This is a genomic window from Pseudoglutamicibacter albus (assembly GCF_022346425.1).
Taxonomy (GTDB): Bacteria; Actinomycetota; Actinomycetes; order Actinomycetales; family Micrococcaceae; genus Pseudoglutamicibacter; species Pseudoglutamicibacter albus.
The window spans coordinates 52,965-70,952 of record NZ_JAKRCW010000004.1 but is presented as its reverse complement, the minus strand read 5'-3'; the positions used below and the strand labels follow the sequence as shown (position 1 = coordinate 70,952).

Below are 17,988 nucleotides of genomic sequence, written 5' to 3'. Positions count from 1 at the left end.
AGACTAATGCACTTTGAGTTTGCGTGCCGAGTGCTTGGCCGCCAGTGTGATCTGCGACCCTTAAATATGTCGGTTGCTTCATGGGCGCATGTCATCTGGGTGAAATATGCACGCCAAAGCTTTCCTAATACTTTGGTCTACTTCGACTCATCCTTCGGTAGGACGCCGGTCACATCATCTCGGGTAGTGTGATGCAAATGATGAAGAATAAAGGGTTTTCGGGCGATGTCATGGAACGCTTTTACGGCGTCATCCCTGCAGGCGGGACGGGCACTAGGCTTTGGCCGCTCTCTCGTGCAGCAGCCCCTAAGTTCCTGCATGACCTCACAGGCTCCGGAACAACGCTGATCCGCTCGACGTACGAGCGTCTCTTGCCTTTGATGAATGACCGTGTCCTGGTCGTCACAGGCCGCGCACATGGAGACGCGGTGCGCCGGCAGATCACTGAGCTTAAAGAGCATGACCTCGTGTTGGAGCCTGAACCGAAGGATTCGGCTGCCGCGATCGGTTTGGCGGCAGCGATCCTCAATAAGTGCGACCCGGACATCATCATGGGATCGTTCGCGGCCGATCAGGTGATCACTCCGGAAGAACAGTTCCGTGAGGCAGTCACTGAAGCGGTGCATATCGCCGCGACCGGCAAGATCGTCACGATCGGCATTACACCTACCTACGCTGCAACCGGTTTCGGTTATATCCGCACCGGCGGCAAGCTCGATATCCCTGGTGCACCGAGCGGCCGGAAAGTCATCGAATTCGTTGAGAAGCCAGGCGGGGCCGCAGCACAGCGCTACCTGGCCAGCGGTAGCTACCTCTGGAACGCCGGAATGTTCGTGGCCCCGGTGGGGCTCATGCTCCAGCACCTACGGGAAAACGAGCCAGCGCTTGCCGCAGGGCTTGAAGAGATCGCTGACGCGTGGGGAACTGAGCGTCAAGAGCGGGTCCTCAACGAGGTGTGGCCGGGCCTACCTAAAACCGCGATCGACTACGCGGTCGCCGAGCCTGCCGCGCTAGCCGGTGATGTTGCGGTGGTCCCAGGCGAATTCACGTGGGACGACGTCGGCGACTTCGCCGCCCTGGGCCGGCTCAACCCTGCCGAGGATGACACACGCGTGAAAGTCCTGGGCCACGGAAGCCGCGTCTACGTCGATGACTCCTCCGGCATCGTGGTTTCTGATACGAACCGCGTGATCGCGTTGATCGGCGTTGAAGACGTTGTCGTGGTCGATACTCCGGACGCGCTTCTGGTGACCACAAAGTCCCATGCACAGCAGGTTAAGGATGCAGTTAACGCGTTGAAAGCTCACGGTCAAACGGACGTACTCTGAATCTAGAGGCACCTACTCTGATTGAGAGACAAAGAGGAGAGATACGCCGTGACATCTCAAAGGCCCGCCCCTGATACCGCTGAGCACATCGAGGACCTGTTCGATACCCTCGTCGCATTCCGCCGTGAAGTCCACGCTGACCCGGAGCTCTCTTTCGAAGAATTCCGTACCACAGACCGGATCGTAGAAGCGCTTGAAAAAGCCGGGCTGGAGCCGGTCCGCCTCCAAGACACCGGCGCCTACGTCGATATCGGGGAGGGGCCTTTCGCGATCGGTTTACGCGCCGACATCGACGCGCTACCCGTCACGGAAGTGACAGGCCTGGAGTTTGCATCCCAGAACAAGGGCGTGGCACACGCGTGCGGCCACGACGTCCACACCACGGTGATGCTCGGCGTTGCGCTGGTTCTGCACCGCCTGAACACCGAAGGCAGACTCAACGCCCGGGTTCGGGTGATCTTCCAGCCTGCTGAAGAGAAAATGCCAGGCGGGGCTAAGAAGGTCATCAAGCAAGGCGTAATCGATCCGTTGCCGCGGCTTGCGGCCCTGCATTGCGAACCCCGTATCCTCGCCGGCCGCGTCGGCACCCGCATCGGCGCGATCACCTCGGCATCTGACACGATCCGTATCCGCCTGCACGGGCGCGGCGGTCACACCTCCCGCCCGCACCTGACCGAAGACCTCATATACGCGATGGCGCAGATCGCGCTCGGCGTTCCGGCGGTCCTAAGCCGCCGCATCGACGTCCGCTCGGCCGTATCGGTTGTGTGGGGCCAGATCAACGCAGGTAACGCTCCGAACGCGATTCCGGCGTTCGGAACCCTATCCGGCACGATGCGTTGCCTCGACGCTTCAGCTTGGGATCAGGCAGGAGAGCTGCTGGATCAGGTCATCAAGCAGGTTGCAGCCCCCTACAACGTCGAGGTCGAGCTCGAACACATCCGCGGAGTCCCGCCGGTTGTCAACGCGGAAACCGAAACCGCGCTCATCGAAGAAGCCGCGCGCCAAGAGATAGGCGGCGAGGCCATCGAGCTCATGCCGCAATCGATGGGTGGCGAAGACTTCGCGTGGATGACGATGCGCAAGCCAGGCGTACTGATGCGCCTGGGTACGCGCAGGCCAGGCGGGCCAGTGTATGACCTCCATCAGGGCGACTATGACCCGGATGAATCCGCGATCAAGACCGGCGTTGCCGTCATGACGCGCGCCGCGCTACTCGCGGCAGAGGAAGCCGCACACAAACAGTAAACACACTGAAAAGGGAAGAGCATGACGAGATGAGCCTCACCGGTCTAGTCATCGCCACAAAACTCGGCGAGACCATGGACATGATCAACGACTGGATCCTGCACGCCGCCACCGCATGGTGGGTGTTGCCCGTGGTTTTCATCATGTCTGTGATCGACGGGTTCTTCCCAGTGGTGCCTTCAGAGTCTTTGCTCGTTGGCTTGTCCTCGGTGTGGGCCTCTCAAGGCTTCTTGCCTGTCATGGTGCTCGCGTTAGTGGGTGCAATGGGTGCGTTCATCGGCGATCAGATCGCGTACTCGTTAGGCCGAGCCGTGGGCAGGCAAGGGTTCAAGTGGATGCGCAGGCCCGCGGTCGCGAAAATGCTCGTGACCGCAGAGAAACAGCTCGAAAAACGCGGTGGCGTGCTCATCTTCACGGCCCGATACGTGCCAATCGGCCGCGTTGCCGTGAACTTCACCGCCGGGGCCACCGGATATTCACGTAAAACGTTCATGCTGTTTGACGCGATCGGTTGCCTCATGTGGGGCGCATACTCCGTGCTGATCGGGACCGTGGCCGGCCAGTGGATGGAATCGAACCGCCTGCTCGGGATCATCATCTCCATCTGCATCGCGATGGTGCTCGGGTGGATCCTGGACCGCATCGTCCACCGCGTGATCTGGCGCGTGAACCCTGAGTGGGAAGAAACCGAGCCGAAACCGAAAATCCCGCGCCGCGAAGTCCACAGGGACCCAACCCAGCAGCAGGCCGAGCCGCGCGAACCGAAGCAAGCAGAGTCGCGTGAGCAGAAGCAGGCAGAGCGCAATCCGAAAGATCCAGATGAATCCTGATGACGAGAAGGTGACGGCCGCGCTTGAACGTGCCCGCGGCATCGTGCGTTTGCTGCGTAGCGAGTGCGGGTGGACCTCCGCGCTGACTCCACAAAAACTGGCTCCGTACCTGATTGAAGAGGCGCACGAAGTCCACGATGCGGTGGCTAGCGAGGCCCCGGATGCTGACTTGGTGTCCGAGCTGGGGGATGTACTGTTCCAAATCCTGCTCCACGCGGAGCTGGGCAGGGAGCGCGGCGCGTTTGATCTTGATGACATCGCTGATGCGCTCAGTGAGAAGCTGCTGCGCCGCAACACTCACCTGTTCAACGCAGACGGTTCGATGCGCTCGGATCCGCAACGTAGCGCGGAAGCCGCGGAAGCCGCGTGGGCGGAAGCGAAACGGAAAGAGAAATCGGCCCCAAGCTAACGGGCGGATACCATAGGAAGCGACGAGCGGCGCCATCACAAAGCCACGCGCCGTTGAATCATCAAAAGGAGCACAAACCAATGCCTCTGATTGACGCCGTTCACGCGCGCCAGGTCATCGATTCCCGCGGTAACCCAACTGTTGAAGCTGAAGTTCTTCTCACGGACGGCTCGCTGGGCCGTGCGATTGTGCCCTCCGGAGCATCCACCGGTGAGTTTGAAGCGGTAGAGCTCCGCGACGGCGACAAGAGCCGGTACCTCGGCAAAGGCGTCACCAAGGCCGTGGATAACGTCATCGACGTCATCGGTCCAGAACTGCAGGGCCTCGTTGCAACCGATCAGCGTGACATCGACCAGATCATGCTCGACCTGGACGGAACCAACAACAAGTCCAAGCTCGGCGCTAACGCACTGCTCGGTGTATCGCTCGCGGCAGCACACGCCGCTTCCGAGTCCTCGAACCTCCCGCTGTATAAGTACCTCGGCGGCCCGAACGCACACGTCCTGCCAGTCCCAATGATGAACATCCTCAACGGCGGATCCCACGCTGACTCCGATGTCGATATTCAGGAGTTCATGATCGCTCCGATCTCTGCCCCAACCTTCTCTGAAGCGTTGCGTATGGGCATTGAGGTGTACCACTCACTCAAGGCTGTTCTGAACGAAAAGGGCCTCTCGACCGGCCTCGGCGATGAGGGCGGCTTCGCCCCGAACCTGCCAAGCAACCGCACCGCGCTCGATCTGATTGTCACCGCGATCGAGAAAGCCGGCTACACGCCAGGTGCTGACGTAGCGCTTGCACTCGACGTGGCTTCATCTGAGTTCTACAAGGACGGCGTCTACGTCTTCGAGGGTGAAAACCGCACCGCGGAGCAAATGGCCGACTACTATGCCGAACTCGTTGAGGCGTACCCGCTCGTCTCCATCGAAGACCCGCTATATGAAGACGACTGGGCAGGCTGGAAGAACCTGACCGAACGCCTGGGTGATAAGGTCCAGCTGGTCGGGGACGACCTGTTCGTGACCAACCCAGAACGCCTCGAACGCGGCATCAAAGACGACACCGCGAACGCGCTGCTCGTGAAGGTCAACCAGATCGGTACCCTCACCGAAACCCTGGACGCGATCACGATGGCGCAGCGTGCAGGTTATGCATGCATGATCTCCCACCGCTCAGGCGAGACCGAGGACGTCACGATCGCCGACCTCGCGGTCGCTACCAACGCAGGCCAGATCAAGACCGGCGCCCCGGCCCGCTCCGACCGCGTCGCTAAGTACAACCACCTGCTACGCATCGAAGAAGAACTCGGCGAAGCCGCATCATACGCCGGCGCATCCGCGTTCCCACGTTTCAAGGCCTGATGCACGGCGAGGTTAGCCCGCAGGCCCGCCTCAGCTGAGTAGGATAGGAAACCACCGAAGCCTCACGCTTCGGTGGTTTCCTGCTTTCTCACCCCAGCTGGGTTGGCCCAGGAATGAAGGTGGGGGGAGCCTCGCCTGGGAGCAGGCAAAGACTGGATGGATTGAGCGCCGAGAGGATGTGTCAATGAGCCCGCGACGCCCACGCGTTCCGCATGCGCACAGTGCACAGCAGGCGCGTAAATCCGAAGAAGCCCTGCGCCGTGCGCAACAGCGTGAACACGAGCTAGAACAACAACGCGCGCAACAGCGAGAACAAGAGCTCCAGCAAGAGCGCGAGCAACAACTGAGGCAAGATCGTGAGCGCGAACGCCAACGCGCCGAAGGTCAGCCACAGGGCTCTGCATCACCTACGAAGGACACGTTCTCAGCGACCGCTAAAGGCGGAGAAAAAGGCCAGCCGCGGGTTGAAGCCCAAGCGGGAAACAGTGCTAGCCAGCGTCGTTTAGCGAAGAAGCAACGCCGCCTAGAGAAAACCGAACGCCGCCGTGCACAACGCGAGCATGCGCAGAAACTCGCGGAAGCCCGAGCCCAAGACACCGAAGAACGTAAAGCGCGATTCCACGCCCGCCAACAGCAAGCCAGGCAGGATCCATCCCAGCAGGGCCAATCTCAACAGAGTCAAGCAAAGCAAGGGCGGGCTAAGCAAGAGCGCGAGTCACTGGCTGAGCCGCCGACGAAACCCGGCCGCGGTCTCCGAGCGGCAGCGATTCGACGCCGCAAAGCCCGCATCAACGATCGCCTCACGGAACGCGCAGCACTTCAAGGCGCAATCCGATCGACGGGCAAGCGCACCCCAGCCGAGAAGAACAAGCCAGCCCCACAACAGCCCGTTCCGGCTAAAAGCTTGTCGATGCGCGTCATCGTGCTCACCATCGTCATCGCGATCTCGGTGGTAACAGTGTTCCCAGCGCTCACAACCCTTGGCCAGCAGACCGCCGAACTCAACAAAGCCCGCGCGGACATCGCGAAGGCAAAAGCGGAACAAGAACGGCTCACCCGCGAGCTCAAACGCTGGGATGACCCGGAATACATTAGGCAACAGTCCCGCAACCGGCTCAATGTGTATGCGCCGGGGGAGAAGCTCTACGTCCCGGTGGGTAAGCCTGCTAAAAAGAAGCTCGCCTCAACCAACCACCCGAGCGGCTACCGCCAAGGGCTGCCGTGGGTCGAAGGGCTGTGGGATTCCACCGTGTCGCTAGCCGTCAACCCGACCACGCGCTTCCAGGACTCAGAGAAAAATGCTCAAGAGCCCGAAGGTGAAAAAGACTGAGTAGAAGTTGATCGGTGCAGGTATCGATAGGCGCGGCACCGAGTGAGGAGAAGACATGACGACCCCCGCAGCAGAGGCGCTCAATAGCGAACAGCGGGTCCCCACCGAGAAGGACGTTGACACCGTTTCGCGTCAGCTTGGCCGGCCCGCTCGTGACATCGTGGAGATCGGCGCTCGCTGCGTGTGCGGTAATCCTCTCGTGGCAACCACCGCGCCTCGTCTCAGCTCCGGTATCCCGTTCCCCACGACCTACTATTTGACGCATCCGGTCGCGACCTCGGCGTGCTCACGTGTTGAGGCTGAAGGCCTCATGGTCACAATGAACGAACAACTTTCTAAAGACCCTGAGCTCGCGAAAGCCTACGCCGCGGCGCACGAACACTATCTTGCGGTGCGGGATGCGATCGGTAAGCGCTCCGGCGTGGGTGAGGTCCCTGAGATCGCGGGAGTATCCGCGGGCGGGATGCCGGACCGCGTCAAATGTATTCACGTGCTGGTGGGGCATTCGCTGGCAGCTGGCCCGGGGACCAATCCGCTCGGCGACCAAGCTCTCGAAGCGATCGCTCAGTGGTGGCGCCCCGATGTCTGTTCGTGCCAAGGCGCGTGGGACACCGAAGGTCCCGCGCCATCGAAAGACAAGTCCCGCCACGTGCGCACCCAAGCGGGTGACCCGGAGAAGAAGCGACTTGAACGAGCCGCCAAACGCGCGGCAGACGAGGCTAGCGACAACAGCAAGGCCGGCAGCAGCGCGGCCGATGGCACGAACCAGGCGGAGGGTAACTAGATGCGTGCTGCCGTCATCGACTGTGGAACGAACTCCGTCCGACTCCTGATTGCTGATATGACGGTCACTGACGGCGAGATCGAACTCACCGACTGTGTACGCACGATGGAGGTTGTGCGGCTCGGGGAGGGCGTGGACTCTCACGGCCGGGTCTCGGCAGAGGCCCTAGGCAGGCTTGCGAAAGCCCTCGATGGTTTCGCGGCCACGATCAAACGGTTCCAGCCGGAGCAGACCACGTTCGTGGCTACCTCAGCTACCCGGGATGCCGCCAACGCTGAGGAGGTGCACGATGTGGTGCGCCATCATCTCGGGGTCGAGCCGCGCGTCATCACGGGCGAGGAGGAGGCTCGCTTCTCGTTCACGGGCGCGGTCTCTGCGGTCGATGTGGCTCCGGTTGAGAATGTTTTGGTCCTGGACCTTGGGGGAGGGTCCACCGAGTTCGTGACCGGGCGCGGCGGCGAGGTGACTGCTGAAGTATCAACGCAGATGGGTGCGGTCCGTTACGCCGAGCGTTTCATGCATTCTGATCCGCCATCAGAGGAACAGAAAGAAGAACTCGCTCAGGCCGTCGGGGAGGTCCTGGCGGGGATCTCAGACACGATTGATTTCAGCTCGGTTGACAGGCTCGTGGGTGTCGCCGGTACCGTGACCACGGTGCTCGCTCACGCGCTCGACCTGCCTTCGTATGTCCCAGAACGCATCACCGGCGCCGCGATCCCCGTCCCGTTGGCGATCGCAGTGTGTGGCGAACTCGCATCGTTCTCTAAGAAGCGGCTCGCTGACCTGCCGTACATGCACCCTGGCCGGGTCGACATCATGACCGGTGGCGCGATGATCCTCAAAACGATCCTTGAAACCATCCAGGAACGCACCGGCGGGCGCGTCAAAGAGCTCGCGGCGAGTGAAAACGACATTCTTGACGGCGTTGCGATCGATCTCATGCGCCGCTGAGTGCCGCGTGAAGTTTGACAATCGCAGATCAGGCATAGAATGGAACTATGCCTAGCTCACAGCAACTGTCCCAACGCCCACGTACTCTTGTTGTTGGGGGTGGATACCTCGGTCTTTACGTTGCTAAGAACCTGCAGAAGAAGGTTCGTGCACTTGGCGGCGTCGTCACCGTTGTCGATCCGCTTCCATACATGACCTATCAGCCGTTCCTCCCGGAAGTTATGGGTGGATCGATCGAGCCACGCCACATCACGGTGCCTCACGCACGTTGGCTTCGTCACAGCGAGCTCGTGCGCGGCTCGGTAGTCCGCATCGACCATCAGGCGAAGGAAGCACTCGTCAAGGATGACAACGGTGAAGAGTTCACCATCCCTTACCAGGATGTAGTCCTCGCCGCTGGTGCGATCACCAAGACGTTCCCGATCCCGGGCCTTGCTGATGCCGGCATCGGGGTGAAGCGTGTGGAGGAAGCGATCTATTTGCGCGACCACGTGCAGGAACGCATCCAGTTCGCTGACAATACCGATGACCCGGTGGCGCGTAAGCGTGCGCTGCGTGTTGTTGTTGTGGGTGGTGGCTTCAACGGTGTTGAAACCATCTCCGAATTGCACGATGCGGCGGTTCTTGCCGCTAAGCGTTGCAACAACATCACACCGGCAGACCTTGACTTCCAGCTCGTTGAAGCGATGGGCAAGATCATGCCTGAGGTCCAGGAGGACTCCGCTAAGTGGGTTGTTGAGCACCTTCGCGACCGCGGTATCACCGTGCGCCTGAACACATCGCTCTCTGATGCGACCGACCGCCACCTCAAGCTCGTCTCGATGCCAGGTGGGGACCCAGTCGATGAGTTCGACGTCGACACCCTGATCTGGACCGCGGGCGTTCAAGCCAACCCGATGATCCGCGAAACCGACCTCAACGTTGAGCAGCGCGGCCGCCTGACCGTCGATGCAACGCTGCGTTGCGTTGATGCTGACGGCAACGTCATCGAAGGCGCATGGGGCGCAGGCGACATCGCGGCAGTCCCGGACCTCTCCGGTGGCGGCCTCCCAGACGGCACGTGCGTTCCGAACGCTCAGCACGCCGTCCGCCAGGCTCCTGTCCTGGCAAGCAACCTGCTGGCTGAACGCTACGGCCAGGGCGAGATTAAGGAATACAAGCACACCAACCTCGGTGCTGTTGCCGGCCTCGGCTACGGCAAGGGTGTCGCTAAGATCATCAAGTTCCCGATGCACGGCTTCCTCGCTTGGGCTGCTCACCGCGGCTACCACGGCATGGCGATGCCAACCATCGAACGTAAAATCCGCGTGTTCAGCGGCTGGATCAACCAGCTCATCGCTGGCCGCGACGTGTGGGGTCTGCGTAACGTGAACCGTCCGTTCGACGAGTTCCGTAAAGCAGCTTCCCCTAAGAAGAAAGCTGATGCTTCTAAGTAATTCTCATAGCGAGGCATAAGCCTCGCGCGTGCTCAGCGTCTAGCATGGCGCTGAGCACGCAAGCCCCCATAGCCCAATGGCAGAGGCAGAGGACTTAAAATCCTTTCAGTCTGGGTTCGAGTCCCAGTGGGGGCACGTGCCAGCTGTTGAACTGATTCAGCCGATCGCGGTCTTGAAAGACCCGGAGGCTTTAGCGACCCACGAAGATACGTGTCTTGCCGCGGCGCTCGCTTCCATCACAGCGTGGCTTGCTTTCCCGGATGACCCGATGTGGGGCCCGTGGCTTCACGGGCCCGACGGCCGGGGCGGCGGTCAAGGCAAAAGCGTGCGACGGGGCAAACCGAAAGACTTCCGTGCGCTTGAGAACGCCGGAGCGGTCATGGTGAGCGTCGGGACTGCTCAAGCGGCGGCGCTGGCCCCTACTGAATATCCGCTGACCGGCCGCATGAAGCAGCTGCAGGTTTCTGGGACCGAATTCGAACACGCCGGCGAGCCAACCGTTTACGGTGAGATGAATTCGCCGAAAATTCTGCACATCGGTATCGATACCGTATTGGGGATGTCCACGGGTAAAGCGGCCGCTCAGTCCGCCCACGCAGGGCTGACATGGGCGATGCGGTTGAGCCATGACGAGCTTGAAGACTGGATTGAACACGGCTTCCCGTCCACGCTCATCCCGCTTGATCGCGATGGTTGGCGCACCACGGCAACGAACGCGACAGTGGTGATCCGTGATGCCGGGCACACCGAGATCACACCGGGTTCGGTGACCGCGGTCGCCTGGTGAGCGAATGCATACAGGGCAGGCGACCCTGTAAGATGGTTCACAGTTCCTTGGACGCGTGAAACGTCGCCAGGTGATCTGTGCGTGTTCGCGCCGCCCTAAGAAAAAAGAGGTAGAAAATTAATGGCTTTCCGCAGTAGCAACCCGGTTTTCAAAGAAGGAAACTTCCGCGAGAAGATGCGCAACGGTGAAGGCGCCGAAGCGATCCACGCGCCGTCAGCTGCAGATCTTGACCGTATGTATGGTGCGCCTTCGGCACAGCCGGGCCAGCAGCCTCCGCAGCCACCGCAGGGTTATCAGGCCCCGCAGGGTAACCAGCCGCCGCAACCGCCAATGGGTTACCAGCCACAGCAGGGCTATCAGCAGCCTGACTACGCTGCTGGCGATCTGAGCGTCCAGCATGGTCACGGTGGCCAGGGCGAGCGCATGGTCATGGGCGATGTGCTCAACAAGATGACCATCTTGCTCGGCCTGATCGTTGCTTCCGGCGCGGTTGCTTGGTTCATCGTGATGGGTACCGTCCGTGGCGCTATGAGCGGGGCGGGCGTAGGCGCACTCGGTGGCGCAATCATCCCTATGGTGGTTATCGCGGCGATCGGTGCTTTCGTGATCGCGATGATCAACCAGTTCAAGCGCGTCACCTCGCCGGCCTTGTCTGTTATTTACGCGGTCCTTGAAGGTTTCGTGTTGGGTGCGATCTCCGCGATCGCTGAAGTCGCTTACCCAGGTATCGCTCTGCAGGCCGTTCTCGGCACGATCCTCGTGTTCGCTGTCACCTTGGGCCTGTACCGCTCGGGTAAGTACCGCACCTCGCCACGCATGACCCGCATCGTGATGGTTGCGGCGATGGCTTACCTCGCGTTCTCCCTGGTCAACCTCGGTGTTGTTGTTTTCGCTGGCACCTCGATGCGTACCGGCGTGTTCGGTATGCTGATCGGCCTGTTCGCGGTGCTGCTCGCTACCTACTTCTTGGTCATGGACTTCGAGTTCATTCAGGGCGCGATCGAGCAGGGCGCACCGAAGCACGTTGCATGGACCGCGGCGTTCGGTCTGACGGTCACGCTCGTGTGGATCTACATCGAGGTCCTGCGTCTGCTGATGATCATCCGCGAAATGGTGGACCGCTAAACGCAGGACACCACAGCTGGGCACGCTCAGCGCATAAACCTCAAGCCACGGTATGCCAAAACATTTGTTTTGGCATACCGTGTTTTTATGCCCAGATCATCACCGAACCGTCTCCGCAAGGCGGGGGCGAGGTTTTCAGAAAAGCTCCGTAGCGTCCGCAACTCTATAGAGCAGCGCCGCGCGGAACTTAAAGCGGAGCAGGAACAGCCAGAGCGAGAGCCTGAACAGCCAGATGTAGCGGTGCCTAGCGATATCCCGCAACCGCTCAAGGTCACCGCGGGGTATGCGTGGCGCATCGGCGTCATTATTGTGGTGACGGTCATGATTCTGTGGGGCCTCAGCCGTGTAGCGGTGGTTCTGATCCCGGTGATGATCGCCGCACTACTGGCCGGCCTGTTGAGCCCTTTGAAGAAGCTGCTTGTGAAACTGCGGTTTCCAAACGGGCTGGCGACCTTCGGAGCGCTACTGATCTTCGCGGGCCTGCTCACTGGAGTTGTGTGGCTCGTGGTCGCGACCATGGCGCAAGGCGCTGAAAGGTTGTGGGCCGAGGCGATCGACGGCATCAACTCGATCCGCACTTGGTTGGCGACGGGCCCACTCAAGATCACGGATACACAAATCACGGACTGGGCCCAGGAGATGCTGCAGCGCCTGCAAGCGAATTCGCAGGATGTACTCAAGCAGGCCGCATCAGTGGGCACCACCGTGACCCATTTCCTCACGGGCCTCCTATTGACGATCTTCGCGCTGATCTTCTTCCTGCTGGATGGTCCGAAGATCTGGAAGTGGGTTGTCGGTCTTTTCCCTCGCCACACCCGTGCTGCCGCTGATGGGGCTGGCCGCTGTGGCTGGGCGTCACTGATTTCTTATATCCGCGTCCAGGTTGTGGTCGCGTTGATCGACGGTTTCGGCATCGGGCTGGGCGCCTACATCCTCAACGTTCCGTTGGCACCACAGCTGGGTGTGCTGGTGTTCCTGGGTGCGTTCATCCCGATCGTCGGTGCGTTCCTGACCGGCGCTGTCGCCGTGCTGATCGCGCTTGTAGCCCAAGGCTGGGTCGTCGCGCTGATCATGCTCGGTGTCGTGCTGCTGGTGCAACAGGTTGAATCCCATGTGTTGCAGCCGCTGATCATGGGCCGCGCAGTGAGCCTTCACCCGCTCGCTGTGGTGTTGGTGGTTGCGTGCGGCACGTTCCTGTGGGGCATCGCTGGAGCGCTGTTCTCGGTTCCTCTGGTGGCCATCATCAATAGCGTCGGCAAGTATCTCGCCGCGAAGGAATGGGAGCGAGACCCCGCGGTTGCCCACCACCGTAATAATTCCAGGCAGAGTGACGTAAAAGCGAGCCACGAGCCAACAGATACATATGATGAACAAGAGCCCCGTCTCACCCCGCGCCCAGCTGATACCGCAGCCGAGCGGGACGGTGACGAGCAACAAAAACCATAGCTGCGCGGCAAAACTCAAAGCGCAGTGACCGCTGGAAACCTCAGCAACCAGGAGAAACTAAAGTAGTGACGAGAAACAGAGTAGTGACAGAGCAGGCACGTCAAGACGAATCGTCCACTCCTACAGAACCCACTCCCACCGAAGCGGCACCGACGATTCCTCGCGAAGACCCCACACGTAATCTTCCGGTGACGCTTGCTGATATTCGCCGTGCGGCTGAGGTGCTCGATGGCGTGGTTGAGAAAACTGGCCTGCATCACTCGCGTGCGTTGGAACTTCACACGAAGGCACCCGTGTGGCTCAAAGCCGAGAACCTGCAGCGTTCCGGGTCCTTCAAGGTCCGCGGCGCCTATGTGCGCATGAAGAACCTCACGGAATCCGAACGTGCCCGCGGCGTTGTGGCCGCATCGGCCGGTAACCACGCCCAAGGTGTAGCCCAGGCCGCATCCCGGCTCGGGATCAAAGCACGGATCTACATGCCGTTGGGCGTGGCACTACCTAAGCTCACCGCGACCCGCGATCACGGCGCCGAGGTCGTATTGCACGGCGACACTGTCGATGAAGCGCTCGCCGCAGCCGAAGAGTACGCGAAGGAAAGCGGCGCGGTGTTTGTGCACCCGTTCGACCACCCGGACATCATCGCGGGGCAGGGGACCATCGGTTTGGAGATCCTGGAGCAGTATCCAGAGGTCGAGACCGTGATCATGGGAGTCGGCGGCGGCGGCTTGCTCGCCGGGGTCGCGACCGCGATCAAGGGTCGGGCAGCTGAACTGGGTCGGGATATCAAGGTCATCGGTGTCCAAGCTGAGGATGCGGCGGCCTATCCGCCGTCGCTAGCCGCGGACGCGTTGGTTCCGCTCACGAAGGTCCGTACGATCGCCGATGGCATCGCGGTGGGCCGCCCCGGCCAGATGCCGTTTGAGATCATTCGTGAGCTCGTTGACGATGTCGTGACGGTCTCTGAGGACGCGCTGGCTCGCGCGCTCGTGTTCTTGCTGGAGCGATCCAAGCTCGTGGTTGAACCGGCCGGTGCCGTGGGGGTTGCGGCCCTGCTGGAGCACACGCTTGTCGATTCCGGAATTGAGCCTTCCAAGACGGTCGCGGTCCTCTCCGGAGGCAACATCGACCCGCTCCTCATGCTGAAAGTGATCCAGCGCGGTCTGGCTGCCGCTGGCCGTTACCTCACCATCAAGATGATGCTTCAGGACCGCGCGGGTGAGCTCGCAACCATATCCCGCATCATCGCCGAATGCGGCGCCAACGTGACCCGCGTGGACCACACCCGCATCGGCGGGGCGCTGTCGATGGGCGACGTCGCGATCACCATCGACATGGAAACCAACGGCCACGAACACTCCAACGAAGTGCTCGATGCGCTACGCGAGCACGGCTACGACCCACAAGTCATGCAGTAGTAGGCCCACAGCAGCCAAGCGGGCTGCCACCAGGGGCAGCCGATACGTGATGGGACAGCGTGAGGGGCGGTTCAGAGATCTGAACCGCCCCTCACGCATCAAGCTCGTTGAACTTAAACGGTGTTTAGCCTTCGAACGGGTGAGCCTCTACGATTTCGACCGGGATCTCCTTGCCGTTCGGGGCGGTGTAGCTCAGTTTCTCGCCGACCTTGCGGCCGTCGATCGCTTGCCCGAGTGCGGAATGATCCGAATACACGTCAAGATCGGTGCCGTCAGCGAGCTCGCGGTTACCGAACAGGAAGCGGGTCTCCATACCCGCGATGTTGGCGACAACCACCATGCCTGGCTCGACCACGCCGTCGTCTTGAGGGGTTTCACCCACCTGGGCGTTCTCAAGCAGCTGCTTCAAGTACACGATGCGGCCCTCGTTCTTCGACTGCTCTTCACGCGCCGCGTGGTAGCCGCCGTTCTCCTTCAGGTCGCCCTCGTCACGAGCAGCTTCGATACGCTCAAGGATCTCAGCCCGGTACGGGCCGGAGAGGTGCTCCAATTCAGCGCTCAGACGATCGTAGGCCTTCTGTGTCAGCCACACTTCTTCATGCTGAGACGTCATGAACACTCCATTTCGTTGAACCGCGCCCCAACAGCGCGGTGGTTAATTGCAAAAGAAAATACCCACTGGTTACCTTGACCGGACTGAAGCAGCGTCAAGCTAATCCCAGCGGGCACACTCGTTATCGCACGAGTCTAACGCGCAAAAGCGAACAATGGGAGCCACAACAGGCTAAATCTATGGAAAATTTGTGGCCGCGCTACTGGGTTCCTGTGCGCCAGCATGCTTCGTGGCCGGCCGTTACAGGCGTGAACGTGGTGCGCATCGGAACGGTTTTCTGCACGATGTAGCGATTGCCGGAACGCTCGGAACTTTCATCCGCTTGGAAACGGACTTCCCTGTAGCCGACCACCGAATAATCCTGGCTCAACGCACGCAAGCCGCACGTCACATCGGCCCCAGGATCCATGGTCACCGCAACCGTGACCTCAACGTTGCGGTCACTGATCAGCTGATACGAGATGTCCTTGGCATCGAAACTGCTTTGGAACCGAAGCGTCACAAAAAGCAGGTAGCCGGAAAGAAGCAGAATCCCGACCACCGCAACAATCCACCAGCCGCGCGTTGACAAACTACGACGCGCAGAACCATAGCGGTTCGCTAGGCTTGGAGATTGGCGAGTATCCTCGCCACCGATTTTGAGATCACCTGAGGACATGATGCCCCCATTCTATCTGGGGCATCGAAGGGGGAATCGCACCACCATGGGACATTCGCCGCGTAGTGTGCCTGATTCGTCTGGCTTGCGTGTACTTTCCGTGCACGCCCACCCCGATGACGAAGCCAGCAAGGGCGCATCGATGGCCGCCGCGTACGCGCAGGCCGGGGCGGAAGTGCTTGTCGTGACCTGTACTGGCGGTGAGCGCGGAGACATCCTGGTAGAGGAGGTCCAAAGCATGCCGCGCGCGCACCGCGACCTCACTGGTTTGCGCCGCGAGGAGATGAAGGTTTCCGCGAAGGCGCTCAACATCAAGCATGTTTGGCTGGGCTTCGAGGATTCGGGCCTGCCGGAGGGGGACCCGCTGCCGCCGCTTCCAGAGAGCTGCTTCGCCTCGGTTCCGCTCTATGATGCTGCCGCGCCGCTGGTGCATCTGGTGCGTACGTTCAAACCGCACGTGCTCATCACGTATGACGAAAACGGCGGATACCCACACCCGGACCACATTCGTACCCACCAGATCTCCGTCGAAGCGTTCCGTGCCTCCCACCGCGAAGACGAATATCAGGGCCTCGGTGAGCCGTGGACCATCTCCAAGATGTACTACGACCGCGCGTTCTCACTTGAGCGCTTCAAAGCCCTGGACGAGGCGATGCGTCAACGCGACGGTGTCTCTCCGTTCGGTGAGCGCATTGAATTCTTGGAAAGACGCCAACGCGACAGCACCAACCCCGCTGCCCGGCACCGTGTGACAACGCACGTGCCCATCAGTGGCTTGGTGCACTTACGTGATGAGGCCCTCCTGGCCCACCGTTCCCAGGTTGAACCGGGCGGCTTCTTCTTCGCGGTCCCTCCGGAGCTCGTGGAAGAGGTGTACCCGTGGGACGACTACGTGCTCGCGGCCACTCGCGTGCACACCGAACTACCGGAGTTCGACCTGTTCGCTGGCCTTCACGATGGCGAAGGTGAGCGCATCGGTACGTTGCGTCCGGTGCCGGAAGCCTTCAAGCCAGAGCTTGCCAACGAGCGGCGGTAAAATAGATCAATGCACGGGGGACGCCGGATCCTCGGATGCGTTGCGTATGGAAGGTGAGCATGCTTTTCTCAGTACTGGCCTACGTCCCAGCGAATCTGGGCACTGACTCGGATGAGTACCGCGCTGTTGGGCCCGGCTTCCCGGGGTTTGTGGCTATCGCATGCTTGGCGATCGCCGTTATCCTCCTGATCGTGTCTATGGCCCGCCGCATCCGCCGCCTCGATTACCAGCCGCCGGTTGAGACCGCTCAGGCTGAGCTTGTTGAGCAAGGCCAAACTGATGAAGTTGAACGTGAAGCACGCCGCCGTCTTGCCGAAAAATACGGTGAGAACGCCGAGCCGGGGCGAAGCCCGCAAGCATGAGGCTACTGAAGATCTCGTGGCCGCCGCGTTTCCTCTATGGCCTGTATGAGCGGCGGCTAGCGCGCGAGCTGGAGCCTGCGAAACTTCCCAGGCACATCGGCGTGATGGTCGATGGGAATAGGCGCTGGGCTAAGCTCGCGGGTGCGCCGACGGCCTCGGGGCACCAAGCGGGCGCGGATAAGATCCTTGACTTCCTTGAATGGTGCCGTGAGATCGGCATCCGTACCGTGACTCTCTACATGCTCTCTACCGATAACCTCAACCGCGACTCGGCTGAGGTTGCCGCACTGCTACGGATTATCGACGAGACCTTGAGCCGGGTGGGGTCTGAAGGGTCGATGCGCGTGCATCCGGTCGGGGCGCTGGATGTGTTGCCTGCCGAGCTTGCCGAGAAGTTGTGTGCGCTGCGTGACAGCACCGCTGGCCGTGGGGGCCTGCACGTGAATGTTGCGGTGGGCTACGGTGGCCGCCGCGAGATTGTCGATGCGGTGCGCGCTTTACTTGAAGACGCCGATACCCGCGGTATGAGCGCCGGCGAGGTCGCGAAGGCACTCGATGCCGATATGATCGCCAAGCATCTCTACACCTCGGGCCAGCCTGACCCGGACCTGGTGATCCGGACATCAGGTGAACAGCGCCTCTCCGGTTTCTTGATGTGGCAGTCGGCCTATTCCGAGTTCTATTTTTGCGAAGCTTTGTGGCCGGATTTCCGGCGCGTGGACTTCCTGAGGGCGTTGCGTGACTTCCAGCGGCGGCAACGCCGCTTCGGCTGCTGAACCGCGCTCCGCACGGACCCCGGGGAGCAATCCGCGCGTTAGCCTGTCCACAACTGTGATGCGGGCTGAATCTGTCCACAATACCGGGCAGTC

The 17,988-nt window shown here is 61.0% G+C and carries 18 protein-coding genes and 1 tRNA gene; 17 read left to right on the top strand and 2 right to left on the bottom strand.

Annotated features, from left to right (window positions below):
• Positions 1–197: 197 nt before the first annotated feature.
• The 14 genes from MHJ63_RS03825 to ilvA all read left to right on the top strand — a co-directional run bounded on the left by MHJ63_RS03825 (position 198) and on the right by ilvA (position 14,450).
• A complete protein-coding gene (locus tag MHJ63_RS03825; RefSeq protein ID WP_070490024.1) occupies positions 198–1,328 on the top strand; it encodes a mannose-1-phosphate guanylyltransferase in 1,131 nt (376 codons plus the stop codon).
• Between the two features lie 48 nt (positions 1,329–1,376).
• A complete protein-coding gene (locus MHJ63_RS03820) occupies positions 1,377–2,576 on the top strand; it encodes an amidohydrolase (RefSeq protein ID WP_035754925.1) in 1,200 nt (399 codons plus the stop codon).
• A gap of 29 nt (positions 2,577–2,605) precedes the next feature.
• Complete coding sequence (locus MHJ63_RS03815) at positions 2,606–3,406, top strand: DedA family protein (RefSeq protein WP_239446204.1); 801 nt, start codon at positions 2,606–2,608, stop codon at positions 3,404–3,406.
• A complete protein-coding gene (locus MHJ63_RS03810) occupies positions 3,396–3,815 on the top strand; it encodes a MazG nucleotide pyrophosphohydrolase domain-containing protein (protein WP_052048280.1) in 420 nt (139 codons plus the stop codon). Before MHJ63_RS03815 ends, MHJ63_RS03810 begins: the two co-directional genes overlap by 11 nt.
• Positions 3,816–3,895: 80 nt before the next feature.
• Positions 3,896–5,176 carry a phosphopyruvate hydratase gene (eno, locus tag MHJ63_RS03805; RefSeq protein WP_035754927.1) on the top strand — a complete coding sequence of 427 codons (1,281 nt, stop codon included), beginning with the start codon at positions 3,896–3,898 and terminating at the stop codon, positions 5,174–5,176.
• A 184-nt stretch (positions 5,177–5,360) separates the two neighbouring features.
• Complete coding sequence (locus MHJ63_RS03800) at positions 5,361–6,506, top strand: septum formation initiator family protein (protein WP_239446203.1); 1,146 nt, start codon at positions 5,361–5,363, stop codon at positions 6,504–6,506.
• A 55-nt stretch (positions 6,507–6,561) separates the two neighbouring features.
• Positions 6,562–7,290 (top strand): DUF501 domain-containing protein, encoded by a 729-nt coding sequence (locus tag MHJ63_RS03795; protein ID WP_052048282.1) that lies wholly within the window; start codon positions 6,562–6,564, stop codon positions 7,288–7,290.
• Positions 7,291–8,241, top strand: coding sequence for a Ppx/GppA phosphatase family protein (locus MHJ63_RS03790; RefSeq protein WP_070490012.1), 951 nt, complete (start codon positions 7,291–7,293; stop codon positions 8,239–8,241).
• 47 nt (positions 8,242–8,288) lie between these two features.
• Positions 8,289–9,677: an NAD(P)/FAD-dependent oxidoreductase gene (locus tag MHJ63_RS03785; RefSeq protein ID WP_035754932.1), complete on the top strand. Its 1,389-nt coding sequence runs from the start codon at positions 8,289–8,291 to the stop codon at positions 9,675–9,677.
• 62 nt (positions 9,678–9,739) lie between these two features.
• Positions 9,740–9,812 (top strand) — tRNA-Leu (locus tag MHJ63_RS03780).
• Between the two features lies 1 nt (position 9,813).
• Positions 9,814–10,464, top strand: coding sequence for a peptidyl-tRNA hydrolase (locus MHJ63_RS10025; RefSeq protein WP_239446202.1), 651 nt, complete (start codon positions 9,814–9,816; stop codon positions 10,462–10,464).
• Positions 10,465–10,584: 120 nt separating this feature from the next.
• Entirely contained in the window at positions 10,585–11,589 is a 1,005-nt protein-coding gene (locus tag MHJ63_RS03770; protein WP_239446201.1) for a Bax inhibitor-1/YccA family protein, read from the top strand.
• Between the two features lie 240 nt (positions 11,590–11,829).
• A complete protein-coding gene (locus tag MHJ63_RS03765) occupies positions 11,830–13,035 on the top strand; it encodes an AI-2E family transporter (protein WP_239446200.1) in 1,206 nt (401 codons plus the stop codon).
• A 155-nt stretch (positions 13,036–13,190) separates the two neighbouring features.
• Positions 13,191–14,450, top strand: coding sequence for a threonine ammonia-lyase (ilvA, locus tag MHJ63_RS03760; RefSeq protein WP_035755019.1), 1,260 nt, complete (start codon positions 13,191–13,193; stop codon positions 14,448–14,450).
• 124 nt (positions 14,451–14,574) lie between these two features.
• On the opposite strand, the gene greA is transcribed toward ilvA, so the two are convergent.
• The gene (gene greA, locus MHJ63_RS03755) at positions 14,575–15,063 is read right to left on the bottom strand and encodes a transcription elongation factor GreA (RefSeq protein WP_035754933.1); all 489 of its coding nucleotides are present in this window, start codon (positions 15,061–15,063) and stop codon (positions 14,575–14,577) included.
• Between the two features lie 199 nt (positions 15,064–15,262).
• Complete coding sequence (locus tag MHJ63_RS03750) at positions 15,263–15,721, bottom strand: DUF4307 domain-containing protein (RefSeq protein ID WP_070490003.1); 459 nt, start codon at positions 15,719–15,721, stop codon at positions 15,263–15,265.
• 67 nt (positions 15,722–15,788) lie between these two features.
• Between MHJ63_RS03750 and mca the strand changes: the two genes are divergently transcribed.
• From mca to MHJ63_RS03735, 3 genes are read left to right on the top strand one after another with little or no spacing between them, the layout of a single operon-like run.
• The gene (gene mca, locus MHJ63_RS03745; protein WP_070490001.1) at positions 15,789–16,757 is read left to right on the top strand and encodes a mycothiol conjugate amidase Mca; all 969 of its coding nucleotides are present in this window, start codon (positions 15,789–15,791) and stop codon (positions 16,755–16,757) included.
• A gap of 59 nt (positions 16,758–16,816) precedes the next feature.
• Entirely contained in the window at positions 16,817–17,119 is a 303-nt protein-coding gene (locus MHJ63_RS03740; protein WP_070489999.1) for a tripartite tricarboxylate transporter TctB family protein, read from the top strand.
• A complete protein-coding gene (locus tag MHJ63_RS03735; protein WP_070489997.1) occupies positions 17,116–17,895 on the top strand; it encodes an isoprenyl transferase in 780 nt (259 codons plus the stop codon). Before MHJ63_RS03740 ends, MHJ63_RS03735 begins: the two co-directional genes overlap by 4 nt.
• The last annotated feature ends 93 nt before the right edge of the window (positions 17,896–17,988 follow it).